Annotated in this window: 18 protein-coding genes; 10 read left to right on the top strand and 8 right to left on the bottom strand. The window is 49.8% G+C overall.

Annotation, left to right across the window (positions count from 1 at the left end):
- The first annotated feature begins 79 nt into the window (after window positions 1–79).
- Entirely contained in the window at window positions 80–1,270 is a 1,191-nt protein-coding gene (locus tag QM529_02430; GenBank protein ID MDI9313520.1) for a phosphoglycerate kinase, read from the top strand.
- Between the two features lie 162 nt (window positions 1,271–1,432).
- On the opposite strand, the gene QM529_02425 is transcribed toward QM529_02430, so the two are convergent.
- Both QM529_02425 and QM529_02420 read right to left on the bottom strand, forming a co-directional pair.
- Window positions 1,433–2,137, bottom strand: a complete 705-nt coding sequence (locus QM529_02425; protein MDI9313519.1) for a nucleotidyltransferase family protein — start codon at window positions 2,135–2,137, stop codon at window positions 1,433–1,435.
- Between the two features lie 9 nt (window positions 2,138–2,146).
- Window positions 2,147–2,743 (bottom strand): malonic semialdehyde reductase, encoded by a 597-nt coding sequence (locus QM529_02420; GenBank protein ID MDI9313518.1) that lies wholly within the window; start codon window positions 2,741–2,743, stop codon window positions 2,147–2,149.
- A gap of 168 nt (window positions 2,744–2,911) precedes the next feature.
- On the opposite strand from QM529_02420, the gene QM529_02415 reads away from it, so the two are divergent.
- Window positions 2,912–3,436, top strand: a complete 525-nt coding sequence (locus tag QM529_02415; GenBank protein MDI9313517.1) for a bifunctional adenosylcobinamide kinase/adenosylcobinamide-phosphate guanylyltransferase — start codon at window positions 2,912–2,914, stop codon at window positions 3,434–3,436.
- A 198-nt stretch (window positions 3,437–3,634) separates the two neighbouring features.
- Here QM529_02415 and rpmE read toward each other — a convergent pair whose 3' ends face one another.
- Together rpmE and QM529_02405 are read right to left on the bottom strand one after the other, a co-directional pair.
- Window positions 3,635–4,021 (bottom strand): 50S ribosomal protein L31, encoded by a 387-nt coding sequence (gene rpmE / locus QM529_02410; protein MDI9313516.1) that lies wholly within the window; start codon window positions 4,019–4,021, stop codon window positions 3,635–3,637.
- Between the two features lie 286 nt (window positions 4,022–4,307).
- Window positions 4,308–4,697 (bottom strand): MAPEG family protein, encoded by a 390-nt coding sequence (locus QM529_02405; protein MDI9313515.1) that lies wholly within the window; start codon window positions 4,695–4,697, stop codon window positions 4,308–4,310.
- Window positions 4,698–4,913: 216 nt separating this feature from the next.
- Between QM529_02405 and coxB the strand changes: the two genes are divergently transcribed.
- From coxB to QM529_02385, 4 genes are all read left to right on the top strand, one after another.
- On the top strand, window positions 4,914–5,786 hold the full coding sequence (coxB, locus tag QM529_02400; protein MDI9313514.1) for a cytochrome c oxidase subunit II: 873 nt from the start codon (window positions 4,914–4,916) through the stop codon (window positions 5,784–5,786).
- A gap of 88 nt (window positions 5,787–5,874) precedes the next feature.
- The gene (gene ctaD, locus QM529_02395; protein ID MDI9313513.1) at window positions 5,875–7,479 is read left to right on the top strand and encodes a cytochrome c oxidase subunit I; all 1,605 of its coding nucleotides are present in this window, start codon (window positions 5,875–5,877) and stop codon (window positions 7,477–7,479) included.
- 18 nt (window positions 7,480–7,497) lie between these two features.
- Complete coding sequence (locus QM529_02390; protein ID MDI9313512.1) at window positions 7,498–7,899, top strand: VOC family protein; 402 nt, start codon at window positions 7,498–7,500, stop codon at window positions 7,897–7,899.
- An 85-nt stretch (window positions 7,900–7,984) separates the two neighbouring features.
- A complete protein-coding gene (locus QM529_02385; protein ID MDI9313511.1) occupies window positions 7,985–9,232 on the top strand; it encodes a DNA methyltransferase in 1,248 nt (415 codons plus the stop codon).
- A gap of 2 nt (window positions 9,233–9,234) precedes the next feature.
- Here QM529_02385 and speB read toward each other — a convergent pair whose 3' ends face one another.
- Window positions 9,235–10,272 carry an agmatinase gene (gene speB, locus QM529_02380; protein MDI9313510.1) on the bottom strand — a complete coding sequence of 346 codons (1,038 nt, stop codon included), beginning with the start codon at window positions 10,270–10,272 and terminating at the stop codon, window positions 9,235–9,237.
- A 314-nt stretch (window positions 10,273–10,586) separates the two neighbouring features.
- Here speB and QM529_02375 point away from each other — a divergent pair, with 314 nt between their 5' ends.
- Window positions 10,587–11,768, top strand: a complete 1,182-nt coding sequence (locus tag QM529_02375) for a hypothetical protein (protein ID MDI9313509.1) — start codon at window positions 10,587–10,589, stop codon at window positions 11,766–11,768.
- A gap of 7 nt (window positions 11,769–11,775) precedes the next feature.
- Here QM529_02375 and QM529_02370 read toward each other — a convergent pair whose 3' ends face one another.
- Both QM529_02370 and QM529_02365 read right to left on the bottom strand, forming a co-directional pair.
- Window positions 11,776–12,258 carry a hypothetical protein gene (locus tag QM529_02370; GenBank protein MDI9313508.1) on the bottom strand — a complete coding sequence of 161 codons (483 nt, stop codon included), beginning with the start codon at window positions 12,256–12,258 and terminating at the stop codon, window positions 11,776–11,778.
- A 142-nt stretch (window positions 12,259–12,400) separates the two neighbouring features.
- Window positions 12,401–13,117 carry a hypothetical protein gene (locus QM529_02365; protein ID MDI9313507.1) on the bottom strand — a complete coding sequence of 239 codons (717 nt, stop codon included), beginning with the start codon at window positions 13,115–13,117 and terminating at the stop codon, window positions 12,401–12,403.
- A gap of 147 nt (window positions 13,118–13,264) precedes the next feature.
- Here QM529_02365 and tkt point away from each other — a divergent pair, with 147 nt between their 5' ends.
- The 3 genes from tkt (at window position 13,265) to QM529_02350 (ending at window position 17,408) form a co-directional block, all read left to right on the top strand.
- A complete protein-coding gene (gene tkt / locus QM529_02360) occupies window positions 13,265–15,280 on the top strand; it encodes a transketolase (protein MDI9313506.1) in 2,016 nt (671 codons plus the stop codon).
- A gap of 198 nt (window positions 15,281–15,478) precedes the next feature.
- Window positions 15,479–16,372, top strand: a complete 894-nt coding sequence (locus tag QM529_02355) for a hypothetical protein (GenBank protein ID MDI9313505.1) — start codon at window positions 15,479–15,481, stop codon at window positions 16,370–16,372.
- A gap of 166 nt (window positions 16,373–16,538) precedes the next feature.
- Complete coding sequence (locus QM529_02350) at window positions 16,539–17,408, top strand: fatty acid desaturase (GenBank protein ID MDI9313504.1); 870 nt, start codon at window positions 16,539–16,541, stop codon at window positions 17,406–17,408.
- On the opposite strand, the gene QM529_02345 is transcribed toward QM529_02350, so the two are convergent.
- On the bottom strand, window positions 17,405–18,436 hold the full coding sequence (locus tag QM529_02345; protein ID MDI9313503.1) for a glycosyltransferase family 2 protein: 1,032 nt from the start codon (window positions 18,434–18,436) through the stop codon (window positions 17,405–17,407). The genes QM529_02350 and QM529_02345 overlap by 4 nt on opposite strands.
- Window positions 18,437–18,491 lie beyond the last annotated feature (55 nt).

Here is an 18,491-nt window from a genome sequence, read left to right as displayed (position 1 = left end):
GATGTTGTTATTTTATGATGACTTGTTTTATGTTTTCAAAATTGTTAAGGCAAAAACCACACCGATAATATAACATATCATGTTACAGCTTGCAAAAAATTACCACGGAAAAAACCTGCTGGTGCGGGCCGACCTTAACCTGCCGATAAAAAATGGCGTTATAACCGACGACACGCGGTTGGTGCGATTCTTGCCCTCCATCAAAAATTGGCAAGCCGGTGGCGCGGCCAAAATAATCGTGCTGTCGCATCTTGGCCGGCCAAAGGGTAAAAACGAAAGCGATAGCCTGAAACCCATCGCCGCCAAAATGGCGGCATTATTGGCGCAGGAGGTTATGTTCCTGCCCGATTGCATCGGCGATGATATTATCGCGATGATAAAAAAATCATCGGCAAAAATTTTCCTTGCCGAAAATTTGCGTTTTCATGCGGGCGAGGAAGGCAATGACGAAGGATTCGCAACGTCGCTGGCTGGGTTGGGCGATGTTTATATCAACGATGCCTTTTCCGTCAGCCACCGCAAACATGCGTCTGTTTATAGCATTACAAAATTTTTGCCGTCCTTCGCCGGCCCGTCGCTGTTGGCCGAGGTTTCAGCATTGGAAAAGGTTTTGGTGACGCCGCAAAAACCAGTGATGGCGATTGTCGGCGGGGCAAAAATTTCCAGCAAGATTGCCATATTGGAATTTTTATTACCACGGCTGGACCATTTGGTTATCGGCGGGGCAATGGCCAATACATTTTTACGGGCGCGGGGTTTGGCGGTCGGCAAATCGCTGGTCGAGGATGACCAAATACCCGTGGCACAAAAAATCATGGCCATGGCCGCCGACAAAAATTGTAAAATCCATTTACCGCTGGACGTGGTGGTGGCCGACAAATTGGCGACCGGCGCAAGGGTGGCGACAAAAGAACTCCTAATCGCCAACGCAATCGCCGATGACGAAATGATTTTGGACGTGGGGGATAAAACCATCGCCGACATTACCGCGACGTTAAAACAGGTGAAAACATTATTATGGAACGGGCCGTTGGGCGCGTTTGAAACCGCGCCGTTCGACCGTGGCACGGTGTTGGTGGCGCGGGCGGCGGCGGCATTGACCCGCGAAAAAAAATTGCTGTCGGTGGCGGGCGGCGGCGACACCGCGTCGGCCATGAACCACGCCGGCGTGGCCGACGATTTGACCTATCTATCGACCGCCGGTGGCGCGTTTTTGGAATGGTTGGAGGGCAAGGAATTGCCCGGCGTCGCCGCGTTGCAAGGGCAATAAATCCGCCCTACCACTTCGTTACTTGAGGGCAACAATTTATTTGATGAAAAAATCGCGCCGCGATTTGTTCATGGCTATATTGCTTTATTATCTTCGCTGAAGAATGCGCATAAGGCACACAAGATGTCAAAAAATTTTATGAAAAAATTGCGGCGCAATTTTTTATAAATTACCTTCCGCCAATGTTATATCGTCCGGCGTGCCGATGGCGAAAAATTTGCCGGCCATGGCCAGGCCGTAAAGTTTTTGTCGTGCCATCGCCTGGTCATAAATTTTATTCAACGAAAAATACTTGTCGGTGATATCATCAAACACCCGCGGCGTCATCACCTGCACGCCGGCGAACACCATGGCGTCCTCGCCCTTGTCGCGTTGCAACAAACCATGGGCATCGACCAAAAAATCACCATGGGTAATCGACGTCGCCACCAGCTGATTGCGCGCCACCAAGGCCAATAAAACATCCATTTCGGTCGGCGCAAAATTGTTGGCAAGGTTTTTTAACCAATCGCCGTCTTGCCAAAAACCATCGCCGTTGATAACAAAAAATGGCTTGTCGCCCAATAATGGCAAAGCATTTTTAACCCCGCCGCCGCTTTCCAAAATATCCGGTTCGTAAATTACGTGGCATGGCGTGTTGCCCAAAATATCGCGGCCCACACCGCGCATGAATGAATCAATTTGCGGCGCCAGGTGGTGGCTGTTGATAACCACCTGGCCTACGCCATAATCCTTCACCGCCCGCAACACCCGCGCCAACACCGCCACCCCCGCCACCGCCACCAATGGTTTGGGCGTGTGGTCGGTCAGGGGTAGCAATCTTTTGCCAAACCCCGCCGCCAAAATCATGGCGGAATTTATCTGCATCAATGAAAATTATAAAATTTTACAGGCGATGTCAAACCCATGGCGGTGGCCGCGCGGGTGCAACTTGCCGGCATCGCCATAACCAATATTGCACAGGAAGTTTGATTTGAAACGCCCGTCGGGGAAAAATTCCTTATCCACCGCCGCATTGTCAAACCCCGACATGCCGCAGGTGTCTAACCCCAGGGCGCGTGCCGCCAGGATAAAATAACCGCCCTGCATCGACCCATTGCGAAACGCCGCCTGTTCGGCGACGGCCGGGTTTTTTTCAAAAACGTCCTTCATGGTTGGCACGGCGGGAAATGTTTTTGGCAAATGTTCGTGAAACCGCGTGTCATAGGCAACAATCACGGTGACCGGTGCGGCCTTGGTCTGGTCAACATTCCCGGCCAGCAAAAATGGGACAAGCCGCGCCTTGGCGGCATCGGTCGTCAAAAAAACAAAATGCGCCGGTTGCGAATTGAGCGAGGTTGGCGCCCATTTCATCAGGTCATAAAGCTTATGTAGGGTGGATATCTCCACCGGTTTTTTTTGCCAAGCGTGAAATGTTCGTGCCTCGGTAAATAATAATTTTTGGCCGTCAGCCGACAATGCTGTTGATGTCATTTTTTTGGTTCTTTCTTAATGATGTGGTGATTGTTTTTATGTCACCAATATATAGCATAATGATACGACCAGCGGTAGCTAAGTTGTAAGACAAATAGGGCAGGCCAACAATGGGGCGACTATCGGGCTTGCCATCTTTCCCGCAACCGCGCTAGAAGCAAGGGCGATATGACAAATAATCTCTATTTCATTTTGGGCGGTCAGGCATCGGGCAAGACGGCGCGTGGGTTAGATGTGGCGGAGCAGGTTGCAAAAACCCCCGCCCTATCCGTAACCTACATCGCCACCGCCGTGGTGCAAGATGATGAAATGAAAAAAAAGGCAACCGCCCATGCCGCCGAACGCCACGCCCGCAACAAAAATTGGCAAATGGTCGAGGAAGCAATCGCCCTGCAGGATGTTATAAAATCAGCGACCGGTGTTTTGCTTATTGATAGTGCGGCCTTTTGGTTGTTTAATATTATCAACGCGCAAAAAAACATTGCCGATGAAATCGAACAATTAATCGCGGCCTTGGAAGCGGCGACCCACCCAATTATTGTGGTCAGCGACGAAATAAATTTTTCACCGGTCGCGGGCGATGCCGAAACCCGCGCATTTTGCCGGCAACTTGGGCAATTGCATCAACGGGTGGCGCGGGTCGCAACCCATGTCGAGCTGATGGTGGCGGGCATCCCGCATAGGATTAAATAGCGGGCAATAAATTCGCCCTATCGCTAACGCTACTTGAGGGCAACAATTTATTTGATGAAAAAATCGCGCCGCGATTTGTTCATGAACATGTTTGCTTTATATTATTTGTGTGAATAGAAGCACCAGACTTCACTTGCTTCTATATGTTACGCTCAATTTGAATCGCCCTATCGCTGACGCTACATGAGCGTGGCAATTTTATTCGGCCTTGGGTGCGTTGGGTGCGGCATCAGCCGCTGGCGCGGCGGCGGTATCAGCGGCGGGTTTTTCCGCGGCTTTTTTAACTTCGGGCTTTTTCACCGCCGGTGCCGCGGGTTTTGCCTTGGCAACCGCTGGTTTGGCGGCGGCTGGCGCAGATGCCTTTGCCGTGAAGGTTTTGCCTTGGAAACGGCGACCAAAACGGGCGACCTGGCCGCCCTCTAACACTTTTTGAATACCGCCGGTCCAGGCGGGGTGGGTGTCGGGGTCGATTTCCAATTTCATTTTTTCGCCGGCCTTACCCCATGTCGAACGGGTGGTATATGCCCCACCATTGGTGGTTTCGATAACGATTTCGTGATATTCGGGGTGAATGCCGGAACGCATGATGGTAACCTTAATTTTTTAAAAATTCTTTTGTTATTTCTTATTAAAACCCTTTAAGCAAAAACGCCAACAAAAAGCAAATGAAAAATGTCGCCGCGTTTAAAGCAAGTAAGACATGGCGGAATTTTTCATCAGTTAAATTATATAGAAGCAAGTGAAGTCTGGTGCTTGAATTCGTGCGAATGCAATAAATTTGCCCTATCGCTTCGTTAAGTGAGTGCGGTTCGCACGAATAATATAAAAAAGCTTGCTTCATGAACAAATCACGGAGTGATTTTTTTATCAGTTAAATTGCGCCGACCAAGGACATAACCGCGCCAATCAAGCCCAGGGCCAGCAAGATAAGAATGGGCAATGCCGACAAAGCAAACCCAAGGTGCCGCGTCGCCGGGTTGGTGATGTAATCGCGCCAATAAATATGACGCCCCAGAATATAAACCGCCCCCAGCACCGCAACCAAACTATCTGACCAATAATGCACCGCCAAGAACAAGGCCGGCAGGAACATAACCAGCAGTTCCATGGTATTCATCTGGACGCGAAAGGCACGTTCAAACATCGGGTTGCCGGTGGTGGCCGGTGCCTTAACGCCGGTTTTGCGGCGCGTGCGACCAACCATCAGGCCAAAGCCAAAAAATTGCAACAGGGCGAGGATGGCAACCAATTCAGTAAACATGCGATTTTTTATTCTTATTCTCCTATAGCGGATAATTGTAAAAAAATCAATAGCAGGGCTGAGCCTCCTCGCGCCACATCAGAATGCTTCAGGTAAATAAAATCGTGACGCAAAAAACCCTATTGCGCGTCGGCATAAAATACGCTACAAGCCGCCTATTGCGTTTCAACTTAATAAATAGTAACAGAAAAATAATAACTGGATAGCAACCTTATCATGCGTAAGATTTTTTTCGCCCTTTTATCACTAGCTGGTTTGTTGGGTATCATCGCCCAACCGGCCATGGCCCAGGACGCCGGCAACCAATGGGGTAACGCCAGCCCGTGGCAAATGAACATGGGCGGTGCCGCGTCGCAGGTGGCGGAGCAGGTGCAATGGTTTCACAATTGGGTGTTGATGCCGGTTATCGTCTTTATTTGTTTGTTTGTGCTGGTGTTGCTGTTTATTATTATCTTTCGTTTTTCGGAAAAGAAAAATCCGGTGCCGTCAAAAATTGCCCATAACACACCGCTGGAAATTGTTTGGACCGCGGTGCCATTGTTGATTTTGGGTTTGATGTTTATTCCGTCGATTAAAATTTTGTATTTCATGGAATCCACTGGCAAGTCAGACATGACGGTAAAAATCACCGGCCACCAATGGTATTGGTCTTACGAATATGCCGATGTGAAAGATTACGGCGGCGAAGACGGCAATCCGGTGAAATATGATTCGATTATCGCGCCTGAGGATTCATTGCCCGACGACCAAAAAAGCCTCTATAAGTTAAAGGTTGATAAAGCACTTTATATTCCGGTCAACAAACGGGTTAAGATGATATTGACGTCGCAAGATGTGATGCATAGTTTTTCGGTTCTGCCGCTGGGGTTGAAGATGGACGCCGTGCCCGGCCGCAACAATGAAACATGGGTCAATGCAACGCAACCCGGCATCTATTACGGGTTTTGCACCGAATTATGCGGCGCAAACCATGCCTATATGCCGATTGAAATCCATGTCGTCAGCGACAGCGAATTCCAAGATTGGTTAAAATCACAAAGCGGCGCACCGGCGGCACCAGACGCCAACAACAATAAAAAAGCCAGCTAGTGGGTATCATCAGAAACAACTTGCCAGCAAATACAATTACATCTAAACAAACCATCACATAAACATCGAGCAAAATCAGGAAAATATCATGGCTTATAATAATCATCATGGTGGTAATCACGGCGCGCCAACCGGTTGGCAACGCTGGCTTTTTTCAACCAACCACAAAGACATCGGGTCGATGTATCTTATTTTCGCGATTATCGCCGGCGTGATTGGCGCAGTATTTTCGATTATGATGCGCATGGAATTGCAAAGCCCCGGCGTGCAAAATATTGTCAATGCCGACGGCACACCCAACGGCCAATTGTGGAATGTTATCATCACCGCCCACGGGCTTATCATGGTGTTTTTTGTGGTTATGCCGGCAATGATTGGCGGCTTTGGCAATTGGTTCGTGCCCTTGATGATTGGCGCGCCCGACATGGCTTTCCCCCGCATGAATAATATTAGTTTTTGGTTATTGCCACCGGCCTTTGTGCTGTTGCTGTTGTCATCGGTGGTGGGCGGCGGTGCCGGCACGGGGTGGACCCTTTACCCGCCCTTGTCATCGAACCTGGGGCACCCGGGGGCATCGGTTGACTTTGCCATTTTGTCCCTGCATTTGGCGGGGGTGGCGTCGATATTGGGCGCGATTAATTTTATCACCACGATATTCAACATGCGTGCCCCGGGCATGACATTGCACAAAATGCCATTGTTCGTTTGGGGTATGTTGGTTACCGCCTTTTTGTTGGTGTTATCATTGCCGGTGTTGGCGGGTGCCATCACCATGTTGTTGACCGACCGCAATTTTGGCACGGCCTTCTTTAAGCCCGAGGCTGGCGGCGATTCATTATTGTTCGCCCATCTTTTCTGGTTCTTTGGCCACCCCGAGGTTTACATCATGATTCTCCCCGGCTTTGGCATTATTTCGCAAATTGTTTCGACCTTTTCGCGCAAACCGATATTTGGTTATTTGGGCATGGCCTATGCCATGGTTACCATCGGCCTGGTTGGTTTTGTCGTCTGGGCGCACCATATGTATGTGGTTGGCATGAGTGTTAATACCAAGGCCTACTTCACCGCCGCCACCATGATTATCGCGGTGCCGACTGGTATTAAAATTTTCTCTTGGATTGCCACCATGTGGGGCGGTTCGATTCGCTTCCGCGTGCCGATGATTTGGGCATTGGGTTTTATTTTCCTTTTCACGGTTGGCGGCGTGACCGGCGTGGTGTTGTCTAACGCCTCGGTTGATGGCGCGTTGCATGGCACCTATTATGTGGTGGCGCATTTCCATTATGTGTTGTCGCTGGGGGCGGTGTTCAGCATCTTCGCCGGCTTCTACTATTGGTTCCCGAAAATGACTGGCCGCCTGTTCCCCGAATGGGCGGGCAAGGTGCATTTTTGGACAACCTTTGTCTCGGTTAACCTAACATTTTTCCCGATGCACTTCCTCGGCTTGGCCGGCATGCCGCGCCGTTATATCGACTACGCGTCGGTCTATAGCGGTTGGAATTATGTCGCCTCGATTGGTTCTTACATGACCGCGGTGTCGACCCTGTTCTTTATTGTGATGGCGTGGCGTTCGTTGAAATACGGCGCAATAGCACCGAAAAACCCGTGGGGCGATGGCGCCACCACCCTGGAATGGACCGTGTCATCACCACCGCCATTTCATAGTTTCGACGAATTGCCAAAAATTCGCTAGGGGGAATAAGGCATAAAGATGAAGTTGGGTTATGTTATTATTTACGTGCCCAATGTAGCGGAGACCTTGGCGTTTTATGAAAAGGCCTTTGGCCTGCAACAACAATTTTTGCATGACAGCGGCGATTACGGCGAATTAAAAACCGGCGAAACGATTTTGGCCTTCGCCAGCGAGCAATTGCGCGACAGCAATGGCATGACCACCCTGAATAACCGATTACCAAAAGACGGCACCACCGCCACACCGGCCGGCGCGGAAATTGCCTTCGTCACCGATAATGTTGATGTGCAATATGAAGCGGCATTGCGCCATGGGGCGCGGGCGGTAAAAAAACCCGCCGCCAAACCCTGGGGTCAGGTGGTGGCTTACGTGCTCGACAATAATGGTTTCTTGGTGGAGATTTGCTCGCCCGTGCAATAGGGGGCAATTTATTTTTTGGTTGCAGAAAAATTTTCATTATTTCTTACCGCTTGCGATGACGATGCAAATTGTTTAAAAACCAGCCATGGTTAATATAAAAAATCGCACGATTTATTGTCGCGATAATATAGATGTTTTGCGCGGTATCAATTCCGATTCGATAGATTTAATTTATCTAGACCCGCCATTTAATAAAAAGAAAGTTTTTACCGCGCCGATTGGTAGCAGTGCCGAGGGCGCGGAATTCAGCGATATATTTAGGGAAGAGGATATTAAAGACGAATGGGTAAAAGAAATTGAAGCCGATAATTACGAACTCCATTCATTGTTAAAAGGCATAAAAGATTTTAGCAACCAATATAATTATTGTTATTGCGTTTATATGGCCATTAGGCTGATAGAAATAGGGCGAATATTAAAAAATACTGGCAGTGTTTATTTGCACTGCGACCCGACCATGAGCCATTATTTAAAATTGGTGATGGATTGCATTTTTGGTGAAAAGAATTTTAGGAATGAAATCATTTGGCATTATGACCAGGGCGCGAGGGGAAAAAATAATTTTGGCAAGAAGCATGATATTATCTTTTGGTATAGCAAAACTGAAAATTATTTTTTTAATATAGAAAAAATTTTAGAACCATTTAAGTCTAAAATGACTGAATGGCGTTATACAAAAGGCGGACAGAAAGGCAAAGAAATGCCTTTGGGTAAAGTGCCATCCGACGTGTGGGATGTAAAATTTAATTCCATGGCAAAAGAACATACAGGCTACCCCACGCAAAAACCACTGGCCTTGTTAGAAAGATTAATAAAGGCCAGTAGCAAAGAGGGCGACATGGTGCTTGACCCATTTTGTGGTTGCGCCACGGCTTGTGTGGCGGCCGAAAGGCTAGGTCGTAAATGGGTCGGGATTGATGTCAGCGTTAAGGCCTATGAATTGGTAAAAGAAAGATTGGGCAAAGAAAAACATGATATTATAAGTTGGGATAAAGAAATTCATTACAGCACGACCCCACCCAAAAGAACCGACGACGGCGATAGTATATCGCTTAACGATGGTTATATTTATATTATCTCTAACAAGGCATTTAGAAAACAATTAAAGGTCGGTATTGCCAGAAACCCCGAAGCGCGGCTAAACAATTACCAAACATCCGACCCCAAAAGAGGTTATAGGTTAGAAAAAACCCATCAAACAAAATTTAACGCTGTCATTGAAAAAATGATACACGACCATTACGAATCGCCCAATGAATGGGTGGCGACAGGTGATATTGACGAGGTCTTTAATCTTATTAAAAAGTTTGATGACGAATTAAAAAATAAGTAAACTTATTTCTTCTCGTCCGTTTTCTTAAGGGCCCAGTGGCACAAAATATCGTGCAGAACATGCGCCCCGGCCAGGGCGGTGATTTCCGATACGTCGAACGGCGGCGACACCTCGACCAAATCACAACCGACGATGTTCAACCCGTCGATGTCGTTTAAGCCGCGAATGATTTTTAATGCCTCGCGCGATGTTAACCCGCCCGCGACCGGCGTGCCAGTGCCGGGGGCGTGGCTGGGGTCCAGGCAATCGATATCGAATGTTAAATAACATGGCGTGTTGCCGATGGTTTTCGCAATCGCGGTCAGCACGCCCTTAACCCCGATGTCATGCACGTCGTCGGCGGTGATAACATTAACCCCGACATCGGGGGCGACGGTGCGAATCCCCACCTGCAACGATTTTTCGGGGATAATTAATTTATCCTTAACCGCGCGGGCAAACATGGTGCCGTGGTTCATTTGCGTGCCGTCGTCGGGCCAGGTATCGGGGTGGGCGTCAAAATGCAACAACGCCACCGCGCCATGCACCCGATGGTGGGCGCGTAAAATGGGGTAGGTGATGAAATGATCGCCGCCGATGGTCGCCGATTTCACCCCCTGGCTGATGATTTTAAAAATATGGTCTTCGATAGAATCGGGAATGGTTTCGGGGTGGTCGAACACCAATTCGCAATCGCCGTAATCGACAACATTCAGGTGCGAAAACGGGTCGAAGCGAAACGGGTGAGCGTCAAGTTCTGAAAGTTGCACCGACGCCGCCCGCACGCCGCGCGGCCCCAAACGCGTGCCCGGGCGATAGGTCACGGCCAAATCAATCGGCACGCCCGACACCGCCACGTCAACGCCGGTTAAATCGCGGCTGTAACGGCGACGGCAAAATGATAATGCGCCAGCCCAGGTTTGTTCAAAATTACGGCCGAGGTTTTCGGTTGCGCGAAACGCCTGGTCGCCGCCGCCGCCCGTGCCATTTGGCATTTCCAATTCGGCCGGTTGGTTGCTGGGGCGCAATGGCTTGCGTGGGAAGCGATAATCTTTTTTCATTGGGGATAAATTATTTTTTATTTTACTGTTCTTGGTATGTTTTAAAAAACACGATGGTCACCAAACATACTACAAACATGCAATTGTTAGCAAGGATAATTAGAAAAAAATAATTGCGCAATAATGCGGCGACCGATGCTGTTGCCGCATTCTTTACCCGATAAAATAATGTCTTTGCTGGTCATTCTAAGTTTTATTAAAACCCCTTACCTTGTTCTTAATTAAACGCGTAAATATTAATCCGAGGGGGGCTGGCTTCGCGTTCCATTACATAATGGGGTTGGCTGGTGTTACAAAAAAAAAGGAAAAACATTATGAAATCATTATCGCACAAAAACAATATCTCACCCGCCGCATTATTATTGGTGGCAATACCCCTGACCATGGTTATGGGTTTGACCCACGCCACCACGGCGCGGGCGCAGGATTTGTCCGGCCTGCATGATAACGATAAATCGGGCATTAAGGCCACGTTCGGCGGCGGCATTGGCGGTAATATCGGCGGCAACCAAGACGCTGGCACCAATGTCGATTTGCCATCTTGGATGAATTTTTTCAGTTTGAAGGTCGATGGCCAAGTCGATAAATTTGGCTTAACCTATGGCGGGTTTTTACGTTATCGCCCGTTCGATGGTGCCGACGGGCCGGATAAAGCCTACGTCTATATTGCGCAAAAAACCATTGGTAAACTCAGCCTGGGGCGCGACAGCACGGTGATTGGCAACCAAACAATCGACGCGGCCGAAATTGTCCCCGGCAATTCACAAAACAGCGATAACAATGATAACAAAACCATCGCCGCCAGTTTGTATAACAAAGATATTCTTGATATCACCGCCGCCGGCAACCCCTTGGGGGTTAGCTACGTGACGCCCAAGTTTTTTGGCGTTACCTTGGGTTACAGCTATATCCTGCCGCCCGGTAACGCGGTCGACGCCGCAAACGACACCACCGCGGTTGGTGACTTGGCCGCCACCCACGACGCCATGGCGCGTTACGACGGCGAATTTGGCCCGATTAGTTTTTCGGCCATGGCCGGTGCGCGTTATGGTAACTTGATTGGCAATTCGTCTGGCCATGTGGTGGCCTATACCGCCGGCGCAAAATTCCGTTACACCGATGCCAAAAACATCGGGGTGCAACTTGCCGGTGGTTATCACCATGCCCATAATTTGCATAATGCGGCTAAGGCCTCAGCCTGGTCGGTTGGTGTGGCGTTTGACACGCCGCGGGTTTCCGGCCTGACGCTTGGCCTGTTGTTTGCGCGCGGCGATAGGTCAGGGCCATTTGCGGCGGGCGATGCGCCATTGGATTTACCAACCGCGAGTGATAATAATGACAAGGCCATTTACAATTATCACCTGGGGGTCGGGGTGGGTTACGCCTGGAGCGATAATTTCAGCCAAACCTTAAGCTATGATAAAGGCTTTGGCGGCAACGCCGGTGACATCGGCAATGGTTACGGCTGGGCATTGTCGAACCAATTGTCGTTTTAATTCTCGGCTAATTCTCGGCTAATTCTTGGTCAAAATTTTTTTGTAAAAAATTATATAATTGCCACGGCGTGATAATCCATGGGACAAACCATGGGGTAAAACACGGCCGTTGCAATTGTAAAAACGATTTTATCAGCGACACGCAGGAATAAACCTCTCCCCAGCACAACCCCGACCGGCGCGGGCGATATGGTTGCGGGGTTGATGGGTTCAGCGCGGGGGTTAGGGAAATGCCGCACCGGCGGTAAATGATACGACAACCCAACCGTTCGTAATGCGCCATTGCCATTTGCAATGTTATTGGCGGCGGCAATATCACGACCTTAAAATTTGGTGCCAGGGCGTCGACCAAACAAACGCCATGGGTTTGTTCGACCAATAAAAAACAATGGCAGAATCCTTTTTTCAACCAGCCCTGCCACCAATGGTGCACCCGGCCGTCAAAACAAACGGCAAAACCGGTTAAGCGATAATCGATAACATCCTTCATAAAAAGAACATAAAGTGAACAGAATCGATTTGCAAGCGCAATATCGCCCGCAACGATTTTGAGAATGACGGGGGGGAGGGGTGAGTGAGCGGCGGCTGAAGACCGCCGACGAGGCACTGCGGCATCGCTATCCCCGCGCGCCCTAACGCAATAGGCGGTTGATGAAATATGAAAGCCAATGATATAGTTCCTCGGCCTGCGGAATATGGCGAACAATTGGGTCGCGGAAAATAATCAACAATACCAAAAATAAAAATGCCGCCACCACCAACCCCAGTATAAGGCCGATGATGCTGAACCAATCTAACCCGCGGTGCAATTCGTTATATGACCCGGGCGTTTTAATTTTGCGTTTGAATTTTTTTAATCGTTCTTGGTTGGCCTGGTATTGTTGGTAATCGGTGTCGTTCATGCGCGATAAATCCAACGACAATAATTCGTCGTCGGCGATATCGGTTGCGCCCGCCGAACCACCGCTGGTGTTATCGTTTGCCACATCGCCCCCCATGTTGCCCTTAATCGTGCCGCTGACATTAATTGCAAATGGTGCGCCGGCGGGGTTGCGACCGGTCGGCATGGTATCGCCCGCAACCGGTGATGGGGCCGAGGCGCGACGGCCAGCACCGGCTATATTATCGGGCATATTATCGGGTGCATCATGGGGCCGATTGCGCGGCGACGCCGTGTTGATGGGCGGTGGCGGCCGTGTTTCCAACGCGACCAACATGCCCTTATTGGCGTGCCATTCATAAAAACAATAGGGGCAACGCACCCGTTGGTAACGGGTGGTCAATAACCCGGGGGCAACCGTGGCATTTTTTTTACACGCCGGGCAAGGTAACCTGTAACTAACGACCATATATTTCTTTTATTTCCTTTTTGTCTCTGCTTATACCTTATATAACCATTGCAATTTTTTTGCCATTTGTTTTGTTACAAATAGGTGGGATTTTTTATAAAGAATCGGCTATGGAATCGGCAGAAAGCAAACGTAACAAAATAAATCATGACAGAAAACCCCGCAAAAGATAAATTAGAAAAGAATCGCCTTCTTTCCTCGGCATTACGCGCCCTCAGCGTCGCAATGGTCGAACGGGCGCAATCGGGCCACCCCGGGTTGCCCTTGGGGTCGGCCGATATTGCCGCGGTGTTGTTTGCCAAGCATTTACGTTGTTCACCGCGCGACGCCAACCACATGGCGCGCGACCGATTTGTTCTGTCGGCCGGCCACGGCTCGGCCTTGCTTTATAGCTTGTTGCATCTGTTGGGTTATGACGATTTTTCCCTGGCGGCGTTGCAACGTTTTCGCGCCCTGCATTCGGTGGCGGCCGGCCACCCCGAACATGGCCATGGGGCGGGAATCGAAACCACCACCGGGCCCTTGGGCCAGGGCCTGGCCAATGCGGTGGGCATGGCGATTGGCCTGCAAAAGATATTTGCCGCAACGCCAAACTTAACGCCACAATTAATGCCAAAGGTTTATGTTTTGCTGGGCGATGGTTGCCTGATGGAGGGGATATCGGAGGAGGCAATATCCCTCGCCGGTAACCTGCAACTCAACAATTTAATTTTATTGTTCGACGACAACCATATTTCAATCGACGGCGACACCGCCATGGCAACCCGCACCGACCAGGAAGCCAGATTCCGCGCCAATGGTTTCCACACATTATCGGTTGATGGCCACGACGCGGCGGCGATTGATAAGGCATTGACCGAGGCACGTGGCATGGACCGGCCATGCTTCATTGCCTGCCGAACGATCATCGGCAAGGGCGCACCGACCAAGCAGGGCACGGCCTCTGCCCACGGTTCCGCCCTGGGGAAGGAAGAAGCCAAGGCGGTTCTGCAAGGTTTGGGCATAGGCGACAGCGATAAGTTCTTGCAAGATTTTATCCTGCCCGATGAATGGCGAAAATGCTGGGCCGATGTGGCGGCGCAAAAAACCGCGGATTTTATGCAACATGCCAAACAATTTTCTGGTTTGGACAGCCCGAAAAATGACATGACGGGTTTTTCGGGCGAGCTGGCACAGGATATTAAAAATTACAAAGAAAATACCTTGCAAGAAAACAAACCCCTGGCGACGCGGGTCGCCAGCCAACAGGCGATTGGTGTTTTTACAAAACGCCTGCCGCAATTGGTTGGTGGGTCGGCCGATTTGACCGGTTCGAACGGCACAAAAACGCCCGACCACAAAATCATCAACCGCAACGATTTCACCGGCAATTATATTCATTACGGCGTGCGCGAACATGCCATGGCGGCGGCCATGAACGGTCTGGCCCTGACCGGTTTTGTTCCCTATGGCGGCACATTTTTGGTGTTTAGCGATTACCTGCGCGGGGCGTTGCGATTGTCGGCGATTATGAAGCAAAAGGTTATTTACGTTTTGACCCATGATTCGATTGGCGTGGGGGAGGATGGGCCGACCCACCAACCGGTCGAGCATTTGGCGGCGTTGCGCGCCATGCCACACCTGTTGGTATTGCGGCCATGCGATACGATAGAAACCATCGAGGCCTGGGAAATTGCCCTGACGCGCCCGCAACCATCTATCCTCGCCCTGTCGCGGCAAAACCTGCCATTGCTCCGCACCGCAACCAACAGCGGCGACAACCACACGGCGCGCGGCGGTTATATTATTTATGGTGATGAAAATAAAGACCAGCGGACGATAACATTGTTGGCCACCGGGTCGGAGGTTTCATTGGCCGTGGCGGCGGCAAAAATGTTGGAAAAGGACGGCAAAAAATCCGTGGTGGTTTCCATGCCGTCGTTTGAATTATTCCGCGCGCAAGATTCCGCGACGCGCGACAAAATATTGGGGTCGGCACCGCGCATCGCCATCGAGGCCGGGGTCAAGCAACCATGGTTTGAATGGTTGCGGACCGGTGATGGATTCGGCGACGAATTCATCGGGTTGGACGATTTTGGTGCCTCGGCCCCCTATCAAGAGGTTTATAACGAACGTGGCATCACGGTCGAAAATGTCTTGAAGGTCGCCAATAAGTTGCTATAATAAATAATAGGGGACGCACATGTCAGGACATATCGGGGCATATCAGGAAACGGCCATGGATGCAGGGGCATATTTAGGGGACAATAAGGCGGGATAAGGGGGCAAAAACCAGGGCATATAGCGCTAAAGACTGAATCCATGATAGATATATCCGTGATGGCTATGGTATTTTTTTAAAAGAGGGGGGAGTTGAGAGCAATGACAGCTTATCAGAAGCGGGCAGAATTGCCTCACAAAATTAGTGTCGCCCATCAGCAGATGGCGGAAAAATTGGCCGCGGCCTTTATCGCCGAGGAGGTCTTTGCCGCCGGCACGCCGAGCTTTTCGGAGGATGATGCTTTTTCCATCAAGCGGGCGATGTTTCGCGCCCTGAAGGCGACCCTGCCCCAGCAGAAACCAGAATCAAAAATCATCGGTCGCAAAATTGGCCGCAATGATAGGGTGGGGTTGATTGCCACACCGATATACCAGCAGGGGGTTAAAACCGACCAGTATTTGCCCAATAACCTTATCGGCTTGGAACCCGAATTGGCGGTGGTGTGGGGCGATGACCTGCCCAGTCGGATTAAAAATGAAAAGGATTTCACCCGCGCCCTGCGCGATGCCGGTGCAAAATTGGTGATGGGGATTGAAATCCTCGCCAATCGTTTTGCCGTGCCGCCCTTGCCGTGGAACGAAACCAACCGCCCCGATTTTTCGCTCATCTTGGCCGACCATTTGCACCAATGGGGTTATATTGTCGGCGATGAATTGCACGATATCGACAGCGACGGTGATTATCACAAACAACCTTTTAGCTTTCGCTGTGGCGCGCGCAACATCACGGCGGCCGGCGCGACCTTGCCCTTTGGCAACCCGCTGAATATCTTGTGGCAATTTTATCAAACCCGGCCTTTTAACCCACTAACCGCGACCGAACATTTTAACCGCGGCGAGGTTATTACCCTGGGGTGCTTGCTGGGCACGGCGGTGCCATTTACCAAGGCCGATGCGACGCAATTTTTTACCGACAATAGCGACAACAGCCAGCCGGCGATTTCATTTTCCTTCGCCGGTTTTAAGCCGCTGAATGTTGTGTTGCGGCGGGCGTAACAAATGGCCGTGATAACCGCGCGACTATTTGGTATAAAAAAATCTTTGTCGTTTTGTGCCGTCTTTTTCGCGCTTGACATTATTGGCGGCAAATGCGATAGGAAATAATAGAAACATACAACAATTCGCTCGGCGAATATCTTAAATAAAAAGGGAAAAAATAATAATGTCTCTGCTTACCTTATCTGAAAAACAAACCCGCGACCTGTGGCCCGCGCTGTTTAACATGTTGAACACTGGTCTTGGTGCCATAAATTTTGGCTTATTTTTTTATGGGTTTTATTTGGTGTTCAGCGCGCAACTTAGCGCGTGGTATCTGCTGGTTGGTTTTGTTTTTTATTATTGGTTTGGTTTATTCGGTTTGACGATTGGCCTGCATCGTTATTTTTGCCACCGCAGTTTTAAAACCAACAAATTTTGGCATTATGTTTTTGCCATCACTGGCACCTTGACCTCGGTCGGCACTGTCGTTGCTTGGGTTGGGTTGCATCGCCACCACCATTTGAACACCGACACCGAAAACGACGCGCACGACCCGCGCCGCAATGGTATTTTGAAAACCTGGTTTTATATTTACAAACGGGTTGTTATTTCCGATAAATATGTGCGCCCCGAATTGAAAGATCCCTTGTTGATAATTTTGCACAAATTTTATTTTCCGATTATTTTTACCTACATCGCGGCCTTGCTTGGCATTGCCATGTGGATGGGGTTGGCCAACCCACTGGCGTTGGTTATCTGGTGCTACGCGGTGCCGGCCTGCGGCGTTTATGTCGGCCTGTCGGCTGTTACCACCATCGCGCATTTGCATGGTTACAAAACATACGAAAGCAAGGACGAGGCACGCAACAGCTGGCTGGCCAGTTTGTTAAGCGGCGGCGAAGGTTGGCATAACAACCACCATGTGTTTCCATCGCACTATCGCCAAGGCCACCAAAAATGGGAACTGGACCCGGCGGCCTGGATGATTGAACATTTCATTGGTAAGGACGTGCGCCGCATCGATTATTCGACCAAGAAAAAAATCTCGGCTTAAAAAATAACCTTGCGGCCAAAAATATAGGGCAAGATATTAATTGCCCAGCGGGTGACAAAAACCCGCGCCGTGGTAAAAAAATGCCGCACGCCGGCGAAGACAAAAAAACGGCCGATGGCATAAATATATTTATAAAAAAACCACGGGCGGGTCAGCATTGCCCGGGTGTTTTCCAACAAAAACCAATTTATTTCATTGCTGATATTTTTTTTTATCGCTGGGTAGGCGGGCTTGGCGTAAAGCAAGCGAAAATCCTTTGCCGTGATATTTGGCAAATTGTCAAATGGGTCGGGCAGGTTTTTTTGCCGCAATTCATGCGCCAGCCGCACCATCATGCCGCAGACAAATTTTTGAAAATGATTTTTGGTCAGGCCGTGGCCGTGTTTGCGATAATAATAAAGCGGTTGCGGCAGGTTTTTTATAACGCCATTTTTTTCCAGCAGGCGATAACACCAATCGGCGTCTTCGCCCTGAGCAAATGGTCGATAGGGTGCCCGTTGATAGGCATCGGCCCGCACCAACAGCGTCGGGAAATGGATGCCCACTGGGTCGCTGTGGGGTTGCCTGTCGCCATGTTTTTTCGCCGCCAATTTAGCCAAGGCAATGGGCGTCTTGCCAAGTTTTATATCGCGGCCGCGCCGAATGTAAAAACCACTGCCCACCGCCGATAGGGCTGATAATTTTTTTGTCGGTTGCAACACCGCCAACAATATTTGCAATCGGTCGGGCGATGAATAATCGTCGGCGTCTTGCCATAAAATATATTCGCCGCGCGCGTTGGTAATGCCGGTTTGCCGCGTGGCACCAGCCCCCAGGTTGCGGTCGTGGCGGATGATTTTTATTCGCTGGTCTTGAGCTTGATAATGCTGGACAATTTTTAATGTATTGTCGGTTGAGGCATCGTCAATAATTAGCAATTCAAGATGGTGATAGCTCTGCGCCAAGATGGAGGAGATGGACTGGCCGATATAATAGGCGGCGTTAAAGGCCGGCATGATAACCGAAACAAGCGGTTGGTCTTTTTTCATGTTTTTCAAAATACAGATGCTTCCTATTATCTACCGCGAATGGCATTTTTTTACT

Source organism: Hydrotalea sp., from assembly GCA_030054115.1.
Taxonomy (GTDB): domain Bacteria; phylum Pseudomonadota; class Alphaproteobacteria; order JASGCL01; family JASGCL01; genus JASGCL01.
Note: the sequence above shows the minus strand (reverse complement) of the source record. Positions and strands in the feature narration are given on the sequence as shown.

Coding starts and splice junctions, on each gene's coding strand:
- QM529_02345 (MDI9313503.1), bottom strand. CDS start 18,436: ATGAAAAAAGACCAACCGCTTGTTTCGGTTATCATGCCGGCCTTTAAC.
- QM529_02390 (MDI9313512.1), top strand. CDS start 7,498: ATGAAGTTGGGTTATGTTATTATTTACGTGCCCAATGTAGCGGAGACC.
- QM529_02365 (MDI9313507.1), bottom strand. CDS start 13,117: ATGGTCGTTAGTTACAGGTTACCTTGCCCGGCGTGTAAAAAAAATGCC.
- QM529_02370 (MDI9313508.1), bottom strand. CDS start 12,258: ATGAAGGATGTTATCGATTATCGCTTAACCGGTTTTGCCGTTTGTTTT.
- rpmE (MDI9313516.1), bottom strand. CDS start 4,021: ATGCGTTCCGGCATTCACCCCGAATATCACGAAATCGTTATCGAAACC.
- QM529_02405 (MDI9313515.1), bottom strand. CDS start 4,697: ATGTTTACTGAATTGGTTGCCATCCTCGCCCTGTTGCAATTTTTTGGC.
- QM529_02375 (MDI9313509.1), top strand. CDS start 10,587: ATGAAATCATTATCGCACAAAAACAATATCTCACCCGCCGCATTATTA.
- QM529_02430 (MDI9313520.1), top strand. CDS start 80: ATGTTACAGCTTGCAAAAAATTACCACGGAAAAAACCTGCTGGTGCGG.
- QM529_02355 (MDI9313505.1), top strand. CDS start 15,479: ATGACAGCTTATCAGAAGCGGGCAGAATTGCCTCACAAAATTAGTGTC.
- QM529_02425 (MDI9313519.1), bottom strand. CDS start 2,137: ATGCAGATAAATTCCGCCATGATTTTGGCGGCGGGGTTTGGCAAAAGA.
- QM529_02415 (MDI9313517.1), top strand. CDS start 2,912: ATGACAAATAATCTCTATTTCATTTTGGGCGGTCAGGCATCGGGCAAG.
- QM529_02385 (MDI9313511.1), top strand. CDS start 7,985: ATGGTTAATATAAAAAATCGCACGATTTATTGTCGCGATAATATAGAT.
- speB (MDI9313510.1), bottom strand. CDS start 10,272: ATGAAAAAAGATTATCGCTTCCCACGCAAGCCATTGCGCCCCAGCAAC.
- tkt (MDI9313506.1), top strand. CDS start 13,265: ATGACAGAAAACCCCGCAAAAGATAAATTAGAAAAGAATCGCCTTCTT.
- coxB (MDI9313514.1), top strand. CDS start 4,914: ATGCGTAAGATTTTTTTCGCCCTTTTATCACTAGCTGGTTTGTTGGGT.
- QM529_02420 (MDI9313518.1), bottom strand. CDS start 2,743: ATGACATCAACAGCATTGTCGGCTGACGGCCAAAAATTATTATTTACC.
- QM529_02350 (MDI9313504.1), top strand. CDS start 16,539: ATGTCTCTGCTTACCTTATCTGAAAAACAAACCCGCGACCTGTGGCCC.
- ctaD (MDI9313513.1), top strand. CDS start 5,875: ATGGCTTATAATAATCATCATGGTGGTAATCACGGCGCGCCAACCGGT.